This is a genomic window from Salmonella sp. SJTUF15581, assembly GCF_043356775.1.
In the GTDB taxonomy this organism is placed as follows: Bacteria; Pseudomonadota; Gammaproteobacteria; order Enterobacterales; family Enterobacteriaceae; genus Salmonella; species Salmonella enterica.
The window spans coordinates 110,432-123,444 of record NZ_JBEUJY010000002.1 but is presented as its reverse complement, the minus strand read 5'-3'; the positions used below and the strand labels follow the sequence as shown (position 1 = coordinate 123,444).

Here is a 13,013-nt window from a genome sequence, read left to right as displayed (position 1 = left end):
TATGTTAATTAGTAATGTGGGAGTAAATCCCGCCGCTTATTTAAATAATCATTCTGTTGAGAATAGTTCACAGACAGCTTCGCAATCCGTTAGCGCTAAAGATATTCTGAATAGTATTGGTATTAGCAGCAGTAAAGTCAGTGACCTGGGGTTGAGTCCTACACTGAGCGCGCCTGCGCCAGGGGTATTAACGCAAACCCCCGGAACGATCACGTCCTTTTTAAAAGCCAGTATTCAAAATACCGACATGAATCAGGATTTGAATGCTCTGGCAAATAATGTCACGACTAAAGCGAATGAGGTTGTGCAAACCCAGTTACGCGAGCAGCAGGCAGAAGTCGGAAAGTTTTTTGATATTAGCGGAATGTCTTCCAGTGCCGTTGCGCTGTTGGCTGCCGCGAATACGTTAATGCTGACGTTGAACCAGGCTGATAGCAAACTGTCTGGTAAGTTGTCATTAGTCAGTTTTGATGCAGCTAAAACGACGGCAAGCTCCATGATGCGCGAAGGGATGAATGCGTTGTCCGGTAGTATTTCCCAGAGCGCGCTTCAGTTGGGGATCACTGGCGTGGGCGCCAAACTGGAATATAAGGGGCTGCAGAATGAAAGAGGCGCGCTTAAACATAATGCCGCGAAGATCGATAAACTGACCACTGAAAGCCACAGTATTAAAAACGTGCTGAACGGGCAGAATAGCGTCAAACTCGGTGCTGAAGGCGTCGATTCTCTGAAATCGTTAAATATGAAGAAAACCGGTACCGATGCGACGAAAAATCTTAATGATGCGACGCTTAAATCTAATGCCGGAACCAGCGCCACGGAAAGTCTGGGTATTAAAGACAGTAATAAACAAATCTCCCCTGAACATCAGGCTATTCTGTCGAAACGTCTTGAGTCTGTCGAATCCGATATTCGTCTTGAGCAGAATACCATGGATATGACCCGAATTGATGCGCGCAAGATGCAGATGACGGGCGATCTGATTATGAAGAACTCGGTCACGGTCGGTGGTATTGCAGGGGCGTCCGGGCAGTACGCCGCTACTCAGGAACGTTCCGAGCAGCAAATTAGCCAGGTGAATAACCGGGTTGCCAGCACCGCATCGGACGAAGCCCGTGAAAGTTCACGTAAATCGACCAGCCTGATTCAGGAAATGCTGAAAACAATGGAGAGCATTAACCAGTCGAAAGCATCCGCACTCGCTGCTATCGCAGGCAATATTCGCGCTTAATCTGAAAGGTCATCTATACGCCATCAGGGGTGTGATTTAATCGCGCTCCTGATGGCGAACTGGGGATATTATGCTTAATATTCAAAATTATTCCGCTTCTCCTCATCCGGGGATCGTTGCCGAACGGCCGCAGACTCCCTCGGCGAGCGAGCATGTCGAGGCTGCCGTGGTACCGTCTACCACAGAACATCGCGGCACAGATATCATTTCATTATCGCAGGCGGCTACTAAAATCCAGCAGGCACAGCAGACGCTGCAGTCAACGCTACCGATTTCTGAAGAGAATAATGACGAGCGCACGCTGGCGCGCCAACAGTTGACCAGCAGCCTGAATGCGCTGGCGAAGTCTGGCGTGTCATTATCCGCAGAACAAAATGAGAACCTGCGGAGCGCGTTTTCTGCGCCGACGTCGGCCTTATTTAGCGCTTCACCTATGGCGCAGCCGAGAACAACCATTTCTGATGCTGAGATTTGGGATATGGTTTCCCAAAATATATCGGCGATAGGTGACAGCTATCTGGGCGTTTATGAAAATGTTGTCGCAGTCTATACCGATTTTTATCAGGCCTTCAGTGACATTCTGTCCAAAATGGGAGGCTGGTTATTACCAGGTAAGGACGGTAATACCGTTAAGCTAGATGTTACCTCACTCAAAAATGATTTAAACAGTTTAGTCAATAAATATAATCAAATAAACAGTAATACCGTTTTATTCCCAGCGCAGTCAGGCAGCGGCGTTAAAGTAGCTACTGAAGCGGAAGCGAGACAGTGGCTCAGTGAATTGAATTTGCCGAATAGCTGCCTGAAATCTTATGGATCCGGTTATGTCGTCACCGTTGATCTGACGCCATTACAAAAAATGGTTCAGGATATTGATGGTTTAGGCGCGCCGGGAAAAGATTCAAAACTCGAAATGGATAACGCCAAATATCAAGCCTGGCAGTCGGGTTTTAAAGCGCAGGAAGAAAATCTGAAAACCACATTACAGACGCTGACGCAAAAATATAGCAATGCCAATTCATTATACGACAACCTGGTAAAAGTGCTGAGCAGTACGATAAGTAGCAGCCTGGAAACCGCCAAAAGCTTCCTGCAAGGATAACAGAAGAGGATATTAATAATGGTTACAAGTGTAAGGACTCAGCCCCCCGTCATAATGCCAGGTATGCAGACCGAGATCAAAACGCAGGCCACGAATCTTGCGGCGAATCTTTCCGCAGTCAGAGAAAGTGCCACAGCGACGCTGTCAGGGGAAATTAGAGGCCCGCAACTGGAAGATTTTCCCGCGCTGATCAAACAGGCGAGTCTGGATGCGTTGTTTAAATGCGGGAAAGACGCTGAGGCGTTAAAAGAAGTTTTTACCAATTCAAATAATGTCGCCGGTAAGAAAGCGATAATGGAGTTTGCCGGGCTCTTTCGTTCAGCGCTCAACGCCACCAGTGATTCTCCTGCGGCGAAGACGCTACTGATGAAGGTGGGGGCAGAGTATACCGCGCAAATCATAAAAGATGGCCTGAAAGAAAAGTCAGCTTTTGGGCCATGGCTGCCAGAAACAAAGAAAGCGGAAGCGAAGCTGGAAAACCTGGAAAAGCAGCTGTTAGATATCATCAAAAATAACACTGGCGGTGAATTAAGTAAATTATCGACGAATCTTGTTATGCAGGAGGTGATGCCCTATATTGCCAGCTGCATTGAACATAACTTTGGCTGTACGTTGGATCCGTTAACCCGCAGCAGTCTTACGCAGCTTGTTGACAAAGCGGCGGCGAAGGCGGTTGAGGCGCTTGATATGTGCCACCAAAAATTAACGCAAGAGCAGGGTACCAGCGTAGGACGGGAAGCCCGGCACCTTGAAACGCAAACGTTGATACCCCTGCTGCTACGTAATGTTTTTGCACAAATTCCTGCAGATAAACTGCCTGACCCTAAAATTCCGGAACCTGCGGCTGGACCAGTACCTGATGGTGGGAAAAAAGCAGAACCTACGGGTATTAATATCAATATTAATATTGATAGCAGTAGCCATAGCGTGGATAACAGTAAGCATATTAACAATAGCCGAAGCCATGTCGATAATAGCCAGCGCCATATCGATAATAGCAACCATGATAATAGCCGGAAGACGATTGATAATAGCCGAACATTTATTGATAACAGCCAACGCCATGGCGAGTCACACCATTCGACTAACAGCAGTAACGTAAGTCATAGTCATTCGCGTGTGGATTCGACTACGCATCAAACGGAGACGGCACACAGCGCCAGCACAGGGGCAATTGACCATGGCATCGCGGGTAAAATTGACGTCACGGCTCATGCGACGGCAGAAGCTGTGACCAATTCTTCATCCGAAAGTAAAGATGGAAAGGTGGTCACGTCAGAAAAGGGCACTACGGGTGAAACACCCTCTTTTGATGAAGTCGATAGCGTAACCAGCAAGAGCATTATCGGCAAGCCGGTACAGGCCACGGTGCACGGCGTTGATGATAATAAAAAGCAAAGCCAGACGGCAGAGATTGTGAATGTGAAGCCGCTTGCCAGTCAACTGGCTGGCGTCGAGAATGTTAAAATCAATACTTTACAATCAGACTCGACGGTAATTACAGGTAATAAAGCCGGTACGACCGATAATGATAATAGCCAGACAGATAAGACTGGCCCATTTTCTGGTTTGAAGTTTAAGCAAAATAGTTTCCTCTCAACAGTACCGAGCGTTACGAATATGCATTCAATGCATTTCGACGCCCGTGAGACGTTTTTGGGTGTGATACGTAAAGCCCTGGAGCCAGATACCTCCACACCGTTCCCTGTACGCAGAGCGTTTGACGGCTTGCGTGCGGAAATATTACCCAATGACACGATAAAGAGTGCAGCGTTGAAAGCGCAATGTAGCGATATTGACAAGCACCCAGAATTGAAAGCGAAAATGGAGACTCTCAAAGAGGTCATTACTCATCATCCACAAAAAGAAAAACTGGCTGAGATTGCACTGCAGTTTGCCAGAGAGGCGGGGCTGACCAGGCTAAAAGGGGAAACTGACTATGTGTTAAGTAATGTGCTGGACGGCCTTATCGGAGACGGTAGCTGGCGAGCTGGCCCGGCTTACGAGTCATACCTGAATAAACCTGGCGTGGATCGGGTTATTACTACCGTTGATGGCTTGCACATGCAGCGTTAATTAACCGGGAAAGATGCGATGAATATGGATATTGAAGCAAGAGTCAAAAAAGTGATCACCTCTTGTATTGCCGTTGATGTTGATAGTATCAATGGTCAGACCCATCTGGTAGAGGATCTTTACGCTGACTCATTGGATTTAATTGATATTGTATTTGGTCTTAGTGAGGAGTTTGACATTAGTTGCAATGAAAACGATCTTCCTGATATGACGACCTTTGCGGATATATGCCGTGTTGTTAAAAAAAGTCTTGAGTCCAGGGTGTAGTATTTTTCTCTCGCTCGACAACAATTGAACAAGATTAATTGTTATGAAAATCATCACACATGTAGTACCCGGTTCAGGTATGGCTGCAATATATGATGATATTGCTGACAGTCCGCGTTTTGTTATTAAAGGCAAGTTACGTCATGTTGAAAATGATCCGAAGGAGCTGCTGATATGTGTTCCGATGCGTAGTGAATGGCTATTCTACTGGATTAAAGGAGAGAAATATTGCGCCCGGCGATGGGCGCGAAAATGCATCAAAACATCATGTAACCAGATTAAATTTGAAGAAGCAATCTTATAAAAGATATAATTCAAGAGGAAAGTAAATTGCAAGCACACCAGGATATTATCGCTAATATTGGTGAGAAATTGGGTTTACCGCTCACTTTTGACGACAACAATCAGTGCTTATTACTACTCGATAGCGATATTTTTACGTCTATTGAAGCTAAAGATGATATCTGGTTATTGAACGGTATGATTATACCGTTATCGCCTGTTTGTGGCGATTCTATCTGGCGGCAGATTATGGTGATTAATGGTGAACTGGCTGCGAATAATGAAGGTACGTTAGCGTATATTGATGCTGCAGAGACGTTGTTGTTTATACATGCAATTACCGATCTGACAAATACTTACCATATTATATCGCAGCTTGAGTCATTTGTGAATCAGCAGGAAGCGCTCAAAAACATACTGCAGGAATATGCTAAAGTATGAGGAGAGAAAATTGAATAATTTAACGTTGTCTTCGTTTTCAAAAGTTGGTGTGTCGAATGATGCCCGACTTTATATTGCTAAGGAAAATACTGATAAGGCATATGTTGCGCCTGAAAAATTTTCGTCAAAAGTATTAACCTGGCTTGGAAAAATGCCGTTATTTAAAAACACTGAAGTGGTGCAAAAACATACGGAAAATATCAGAGTACAGGACCAAAAGATTTTACAGACATTTCTCCATGCACTAACGGAAAAATATGGGGAAACAGCGGTTAATGACGCACTGTTAATGTCCCGTATAAATATGAACAAACCCCTTACCCAACGTTTAGCAGTGCAGATCACGGAGTGTGTAAAAGCTGCTGACGAAGGGTTTATAAACCTTATTAATAGCAAGGATAATATTGGTGTCAGGAATGCCGCTTTAGTCATAAAAGGCGGCGATACAAAAGTGGCAGAAAAAAATAACGATGTTGGAGCAGAAAGTAAGCAACCTTTACTCGATATCGCGCTAAAGGGACTTAAAAGAACATTACCGCAACTGGAACAAATGGATGGAAATAGCCTGCGAGAAAACTTCCAGGAGATGGCTTCAGGTAACGGCCCGCTGCGTTCATTAATGACGAATTTACAGAATTTAAATAAAATTCCAGAGGCTAAACAACTTAATGATTATGTTACAACGTTAACAAATATTCAGATAGGAGCAGACAGGTTCTCACAATGGGGAACCTGTGGGGGAGTGGTTGAGAGGTGGATTGATAAAGCCTCTACCCATGAATTAACCCAGGCTGTAAAAAAAATTCACGTTATTGCTAAAGAACTGAAAAACGTTACAGCTGAACTTGAGAAAATAAAAGCCGGCGCGCCAATGCCACAGACGATGAGCGGACCGACACTGGGCCTGGCACGGTTTGCGGTCAGCAGCATTCCAATTAATCAGCAAACCCAGGTGAAACTGAGCGATGGAATGCCTGTGCCAGTGAATACGTTAACTTTTGACGGTAAGCCTGTGGCATTAGCCGGTTCGTACCCAAAAAATACGCCGGATGCGCTGGAAGCGCATATGAAAATGCTTCTTGAAAAAGAATGCTCGTGCCTGGTGGTGTTAACGTCGGAAGATCAGATGCAGGCAAAACAATTACCACCCTATTTCAGAGGGAGCTACACCTTTGGCGAGGTGCATACCAACAGCCAAAAAGTGAGCTCAGCCAGTCAGGGAGGTGCGGTAGACCAATACAATATGCAACTGTCCTGCGGAGAAAAGCAGTATACAATCCCGGTATTACATGTCAAAAATTGGCCAGATCACCAGCCGTTACCGTCTACTAATCAGTTAGAATACCTGGCGGATATTGTGAAAAATAGTAACCAAAATGGCGCGCCGGGGCGTAGTTCATCAGATAAGCATTTACCGATGATTCATTGTCTGGGCGGAGTGGGAAGAACCGGAACGATGGCGGCGGCCCTTGTACTTAAGGATAATCCTCATAGTAATCTGGAGCAGGTACGTGCAGATTTCCGGGATTCACGGAACAATAGAATGCTGGAAGACGCCTCACAGTTTGTACAACTAAAAGCAATGCAAGCCCAGTTGCTTATGACGACGGCAAGCTGATAAAAATATAGCTTACTTTTAGAACTATCTGAAAGTAAGCTATTCCTGTCTCATTATTTGTTTACCGCGATAGAAAGTCTTTTGTTTTTCTCTTCTGCTGACATCCCTTTTAATTTTCTGTAATTCTCCCAAACTTTTTTAGCATAACGTTTCCTTATATCCGATCGTTTCGGTGACGTCCCGGCATTATAAGCGCCAACGGCCTCCCAGCTATAACCGTAGATTTTCATCATATCTGATAAAATGGATGCGCCCACAATGACAGAAATGCAGGGATCCTGTAACAACTGTTTTTCACTAATCCCCATTTTTTTCAGCCTTTTCATATGGAAGCTGTTAATTTGCATCAGGCCAAGATCGGTTGAACCATCTCGGTTATGACCAATGGCGCCAGGTTTCATCGCCGATTCCTGCTGGGCGATAGCGTAAAGTAGTTCGGATTCAATATTGAACATTTTTTCAGCCTGAAGCCAGCAATCAGCCCATGCTGTATTTATGCTAAGCAACCAGATTACGATGATAAAAAAATAATGCATATCTCCTCTCTCAGATTTTACCGTAATTTAATCAAGCGGGGATCCTGTTTCCATCTTTTGAACCAAATATTGTCTTCGTTTTTAAATTTATTCCACATTTTCTCGGCAATAGCTTCGCCGTGGGCAACCAGCACTAACGGTAATAATCCCGGATTATTATCAATACGCTGTTCGCTTTCCAGAAACTCTCTTATCGTCGGTAAGGCACGCTCACTATTCTGACAGTATTCAGCATAAAGAAGATTAACAGCAATAAGCCCTGTTATTTCCTGCGTGGATATTTCTTTAGTTAATTTTCGTGCCAGTTCATGTTTACCTTTAAGCGAAAGAAACATAACCTGCATACTTAATAATATTGGATTATCCTGCAGGTGTTGTGAGCGTAATTCATCGCCTAAACGTATAGCATCATCAATACCGGTATGATAATAGGTAATCCACAGCTTAGTGATCCCTGCGGCTGCGCGCGTTGGATCCAATTTTAAACACTCGTTAATCGTTTGTAAGGCCTCCTCCAACTGACCAGCCATGAAAAGATTCCAGCCATAATAATATTTAATATCTGCAGAGATGGGCGAAAGTAAGTTAGCTTGTTTGAATAGCAAACTCCCGACGATGTATTCTGAATGAATCGTATTAATTAGCCCCAGTAATCCTAAAGCTTGTGGATTATTGTGGTCCAGCTCTGTCGCCTTAATCGCATGTTCTTTAGCTTTGATCATGGCATTTTGTTTATCAAAAATCCCCATTTGCGCCATGCTGAGGTAGCATTCTGCCAGCGCACAGTAAGGCGCAATGCTGTTTGGCGACATGTTAACGCATTGAGTCAGCAATTTAAGCGCTTGCTGTAAGCTATAGGGGGTGTATTGATTTAACTCATGCTTACCGCGTAAGTAAACCATAGTACTGTCAATCGAATTTAGCTCGCTAATCTGCTTTGTGTCCCAGCGAAGTCCGGGAATACATCTGAGCAAAAGATTCGCAATTTTGTTTTGCAAGAGAGAAGCGGGTTGGTGTTCTATCAACTTAATGCTTTCCTGGTGCAGCAGGTGATAACCTTTAACCCGAACTATCTCGATCTGTACAATGTTATCATTACCATCGGGTATCATCTGCCCGGAGATATAATAATCGGGGCGTAATTGATCCATGAGCTCGAGAATATCCTTAACACTACGGCAGTTCTTCGTAATGGTCACCGGCAGCACGCTCAGGCCAAAGGGCGCATACTGCGATAATCCCTTCACGATAGAGTAATGCAGACTCTCGGATTGAACCTGATCCTGCATCTGAAAAGGAAGTATCGCCAATGTATGAGTCGTAGGTTGCGGCGCTGGCGGAGACACCACTACGACCGGACGATTAAACCGATAGCCCTGTCCGTACAGTGTTTCAATGTAACGATGCTCTTTATCTTCCGACAGAATACGTCGTAAGGCATAAATACAGCGGGTAAGAGATTCTTCGTTAACTTCCGCGTCGCCCCATACCTGGTCCAGTAAGGTGTTTTTACTCACAATCTCGCCGGCGGCTTCGAGCAGGATGACCAGAACGGCATATTCTTTTGGCGGAATATTGACTTTCTTTTCTGAGCGTAGCAGGGAGCCGTCCATGTTGAGTATGAAATCATCAAAGACGAATTTTTTATTCGATACAGGAACAGGATTAAAATGTGGCATGATAATAGTGTATTCTCTTACAGGGTGAAAAGTTATAATAGCTAATACAAGTCGTTAGGATAGAATCTACTGTTTCAGTAATTCTGCTGTTAGTACTAACGGTCAGGTTGAGCTTTTATTATGAGCTTAATGTCATATTCTACGGGCTCGGGTTTATATGTTTTTAACATTTGATTATTTAGCTTATGCCTGTGCTTTAAATAACTGACATGTTGGTAATAATATTGTTATAACTAACCGTGATTATCGAATGGACGCTGTCGTATATCCTGGAGCAGAGAGTCAGCGCCGGGCATCTAAATATTTACATATTTAACTTGGCCTCATTGCAATAGAGATTAGTTTTGTAGCTATCTTACTGCATTTTTGGGAGGTGTAAATGCTGCTTATTATATCTTCATGGTTAATGGTCTGATAATTACACCATCAGAACCATTTTTCTCGAAGATTTCCACTAAATGACCATTCGTTGAAAGTTTAAGAGTGTAATTTGTCTTAGGTGTCAAAATATAAATGAAAGACTGTTTTTAATGGTGCGCTTATTTTTATATTTTTTTTGCAAAATAATGATATCGTCTTTTCTTTACTCCTTTCAGCTATAGCGTCAAAAAGGCAGGGGGGTTATGAGCAGTATCATCCTCATGCTGGCCCCCAGGCATTATATCGATATCAGGATGAAGAGAAGAGGTATACCTGGCAGAAAGCTAACAAGCGTGACTGTTTCGGTGTAGACCGTTCAGGCAAATAGTTCTCAGAGGGAACGGATGATGTATAAATATGAATAAAATGCCGGCCTTAATCCACAGGGTTAAAGCCGGAAGGAGATAGTGTCATCTGGACGAATTCTTACGCTGTGAATAAGGCAATATCGGTTTACCAGTCATCATAGCGATGACAAGTTCACAAAAATCGTGTTATATAATCAGCCTTACTTTAAATTACCAGAGATATCAGTATAAGCTGTCTTCCGGACAGAACAATGATATTAAATAGCCTCCCATCCTGATATAGCGTGTTAATGCGCAGTCTGAATTTTAAATTATTACAATTTTAATAAAAATCTTTACTTGAGTGACAGATACAAAAAATGTTAATGGTTCGCCATTTTTATGAATGTCGATGGCGTAGTTTTAAAATATTTTTTGAAACATTGAATGAAGTAGGACGTGCTGTCATAACCACATTTTAATGCTACAGCATTAACATTATGGTTGCCTATGCGTAAAAGTTTTGCTGCCTGATTCATTCTTGCCGATAAGTAGATGTCGCTAAAGCTGGTACCTTCTTCTGCAAGTTTCCGTTTGAGCGTTGACGTACTCATAAATATATGATCGGCAACATCCGTAAGCTTCCACTGTCTACTGGGTGACGAAGATATAATGTTGTAAACGCGCTCCTTTAACGTTATCTGAGCCGAGCTAAGGATGATCTCATAACTCTCCGGGAGTCGGAGAAAAGCAGTAAGCAGGAACAGCAGAAAATAAGGAATTAACTCTTCATTTTCAATACAACTCTTGTTGTTACAGTTACTGCAACCTTTGCTTGTATCCTTCGTACAGGAGAACGCCGTTTTCAGATGTTCAAATACCTCTCTTCTGGCAGGAAAGTCAGGCGTATAGAAAATTTTCTGCGCTTTCTCTGTGGGTACCGCCATTTTGGTTTGCTGCTCGTTTGGGATAAGTGCATAGAGAGCGCCAAGTCGTTGCGTCGGTATCTCGAGTATATCGAAATCCATGTGGCCATTGACCTCTTCAAGCGTCACGTTAACTACCTGCTCTTTTTTGAGCACCAACATCCCAGGTTCGTCACAGTAAATCGTATCGTGATTATTGCTAATCGTCAGTTTACCGCTCCGAAAGCAAACTAAAGTGAAACTGCTTACATAAAGATTTTTGATGGTAACCTGCTGAGTCTGACTTTTAATTTGCTGCCGGGTATTTGTCAAAAGTGATTTTAATTTCTGTAAGTTATCTGCGGCAGGACGCTGATGACTATTACTTACAAAGGTTACATTTTCCATATTATCCCTTTGTTGATGTTATTTTAATGTTCCTTACTGGTATCCTACTGAAAAAATCTGAGTTGTAAATGCTCTTTATTAGCGTGTGTTGGCAATGGTCTGATTGTTACACCAAAAGAACCCAAATTTGGGTAATTTATCTACAGTAGTTTAAGCCCCAATGGGGATGATGGTTCTTTTAATATGTGTTGAGACGCATTATACAGAATAAATTGATTTTATTTCTCACTTTTCATTCTATTTTCATCAGGAATCCCTGTGTCCTGTGCGGTAATCTGCTGCTATCGAGAACGACAGACATCGCTAACAGTATATATGGAAACATCAAAAGAGAAGACGATAACAAGCCCTGGGCCATACATAGTTCGATTACTTAACAGCTCACTGAACGGCTGTGAGTTTCCATTGCTGACAGGCCGAACACTCTTTGTGGTAGGTCAGAGTGATGCGCTCACTGCTTCAGGCCAACTCCCTGATATACCTGCCGATAGCTTTTTTATCCCGCTGGACCATGGCGGAGTAAATTTTGAAATCCAGGTGGATACGGATGCGACCGAAATTATACTCCATGAGCTGAAAGAAGGAAATTCTGAATCTCGTTCGGTGCAATTAAATACGCCAATACAGGTCGGTGAATTGCTTATCCTGATTCGCCCGGAAAGCGAGCCGTGGGTGCCCGAGCAGCCTGAGAAGTTAGAAACGTCTGCAAAAAAGAACGAGCCGCGTTTTAAAAACGGAATTGTAGCCGCACTGGCCGGGTTTTTTATATTGGGAATTGGGACGGTGGGGACGTTATGGATACTTAACTCGCCGCAGCGGCAGGCCGCAGAGCTCGATTCGTTATTGGGGCAGGAGAAGGAGCGCTTTCAGGTGTTGCCAGGACGGGACAAAATGCTCTATGTCGCTGCGCAAAATGAAAGAGATACGCTGTGGGCTCGTCAGGTTTTAGCGAGGGGCGATTATGATAAAAATGCGCGAGTGATTAACGAAAACGAAGAAAATAAGCGTATCTCTACCTGGCTGGATACCTATTATCCGCAGCTGGCTTATTATCGGCTTCATTTCGATGAGCCGCGTAAACCCGTTTTCTGGCTAAGCCGCCAGCGAAACACGATGAGCAAGAAAGAGCTCGAGGTGTTAAGTCAAAAGCTGAGAGCGCTAATGCCTTACGCGGATTCGGTTAACATCACGTTGATGGACGATGTTACCGCCGCAGGCCAGGCGGAAGCGGGGCTAAAACAGCAGGCGTTACCTTATTCCCGCAGGAATCATAAGGGGGGCGTAACGTTTGTTATTCAGGGGGCGCTCGATGATGTAGAAATACTCAGAGCCCGTCAATTTGTCGATAGCTATTACCGCACATGGGGAGGACGCTATGTGCAGTTTGCGATCGAATTAAAAGATGACTGGCTCAAGGGGCGCTCATTTCAGTACGGGGCGGAAGGTTATATCAAAATGAGCCCAGGCCATTGGTATTTCCCAAGCCCACTTTAATTTAACGCAAATAAGGAAGTCATTATGGCAACACCTTGGTCAGGCTATCTGGATGACGTCTCAGCAAAATTTGATACGGGCGTTCAGGATCTACAAACGCAGGTAACAGATGCGCTGGATAAATTAGCAGCAAAACCCTCCGATCCGGCGCTACTGGCGGCGTATCAGAGTAAGCTCTCGGAATATAACTTGTACCGTAACGCGCAATCGAACACGGTAAAAGTCTTTAAGGATATTGATGCTGCCATTATTCAGAACTTCCGTTAA

The 13,013-nt window shown here is 43.9% G+C and carries 12 protein-coding genes; 9 read left to right on the top strand and 3 right to left on the bottom strand.

Annotated features, from left to right (window positions below; translation table 11 throughout):
- The first annotated feature begins 1 nt into the window (after position 1).
- From sipC to sptP, 7 genes are all read left to right on the top strand, one after another.
- Positions 2-1,231: an SPI-1 type III secretion system needle tip complex protein SipC gene (gene sipC / locus ABVN36_RS04080; protein ID WP_000909028.1), complete on the top strand. Its 1,230-nt coding sequence runs from the start codon at positions 2-4 to the stop codon at positions 1,229-1,231.
- Positions 1,232-1,301: 70 nt separating this feature from the next.
- The gene (sipD, locus tag ABVN36_RS04075; protein ID WP_000932245.1) at positions 1,302-2,333 is read left to right on the top strand and encodes an SPI-1 type III secretion system needle tip complex protein SipD; all 1,032 of its coding nucleotides are present in this window, start codon (positions 1,302-1,304) and stop codon (positions 2,331-2,333) included.
- A gap of 18 nt (positions 2,334-2,351) precedes the next feature.
- Positions 2,352-4,409, top strand: a complete 2,058-nt coding sequence (gene sipA, locus ABVN36_RS04070; RefSeq protein WP_023137852.1) for an SPI-1 type III secretion system effector SipA — start codon at positions 2,352-2,354, stop codon at positions 4,407-4,409.
- An 18-nt stretch (positions 4,410-4,427) separates the two neighbouring features.
- A complete protein-coding gene (locus ABVN36_RS04065) occupies positions 4,428-4,676 on the top strand; it encodes an acyl carrier protein (RefSeq protein ID WP_001055579.1) in 249 nt (82 codons plus the stop codon).
- 43 nt (positions 4,677-4,719) lie between these two features.
- Positions 4,720-4,980 (top strand): hypothetical protein, encoded by a 261-nt coding sequence (locus tag ABVN36_RS04060; protein WP_000692249.1) that lies wholly within the window; start codon positions 4,720-4,722, stop codon positions 4,978-4,980.
- A 26-nt stretch (positions 4,981-5,006) separates the two neighbouring features.
- Complete coding sequence (gene sicP, locus ABVN36_RS04055; RefSeq protein ID WP_001147851.1) at positions 5,007-5,399, top strand: chaperone SicP; 393 nt, start codon at positions 5,007-5,009, stop codon at positions 5,397-5,399.
- Positions 5,386-7,017 (top strand): SPI-1 type III secretion system effector GTPase-activating protein SptP, encoded by a 1,632-nt coding sequence (gene sptP, locus ABVN36_RS04050; protein ID WP_033903660.1) that lies wholly within the window; start codon positions 5,386-5,388, stop codon positions 7,015-7,017. The genes sicP and sptP overlap by 14 nt, the downstream gene beginning before the upstream one ends.
- 53 nt (positions 7,018-7,070) lie before the next feature.
- Here the strand turns inward: sptP and iagB are convergent, their stop codons facing one another.
- The 3 genes from iagB to hilD all read right to left on the bottom strand — a co-directional run bounded on the left by iagB (position 7,071) and on the right by hilD (position 11,252).
- Positions 7,071-7,553 (bottom strand): SPI-1 type III secretion system invasion protein IagB, encoded by a 483-nt coding sequence (iagB, locus tag ABVN36_RS04045; RefSeq protein ID WP_023138963.1) that lies wholly within the window; start codon positions 7,551-7,553, stop codon positions 7,071-7,073.
- A gap of 17 nt (positions 7,554-7,570) precedes the next feature.
- Positions 7,571-9,232, bottom strand: a complete 1,662-nt coding sequence (gene hilA / locus ABVN36_RS04040; RefSeq protein WP_001120085.1) for a transcriptional regulator HilA — start codon at positions 9,230-9,232, stop codon at positions 7,571-7,573.
- A 1,090-nt stretch (positions 9,233-10,322) separates the two neighbouring features.
- Positions 10,323-11,252 (bottom strand): transcriptional regulator HilD, encoded by a 930-nt coding sequence (hilD, locus tag ABVN36_RS04035; RefSeq protein ID WP_000432699.1) that lies wholly within the window; start codon positions 11,250-11,252, stop codon positions 10,323-10,325.
- 315 nt (positions 11,253-11,567) lie between these two features.
- Between hilD and prgH the strand changes: the two genes are divergently transcribed.
- Entirely contained in the window at positions 11,568-12,746 is a 1,179-nt protein-coding gene (gene prgH, locus ABVN36_RS04030; protein WP_000450196.1) for a type III secretion system inner membrane ring protein PrgH, read from the top strand.
- Positions 12,747-12,770: 24 nt separating this feature from the next.
- The gene (prgI, locus tag ABVN36_RS04025; protein ID WP_000235229.1) at positions 12,771-13,013 is read left to right on the top strand and encodes a type III secretion system needle filament protein PrgI; all 243 of its coding nucleotides are present in this window, start codon (positions 12,771-12,773) and stop codon (positions 13,011-13,013) included.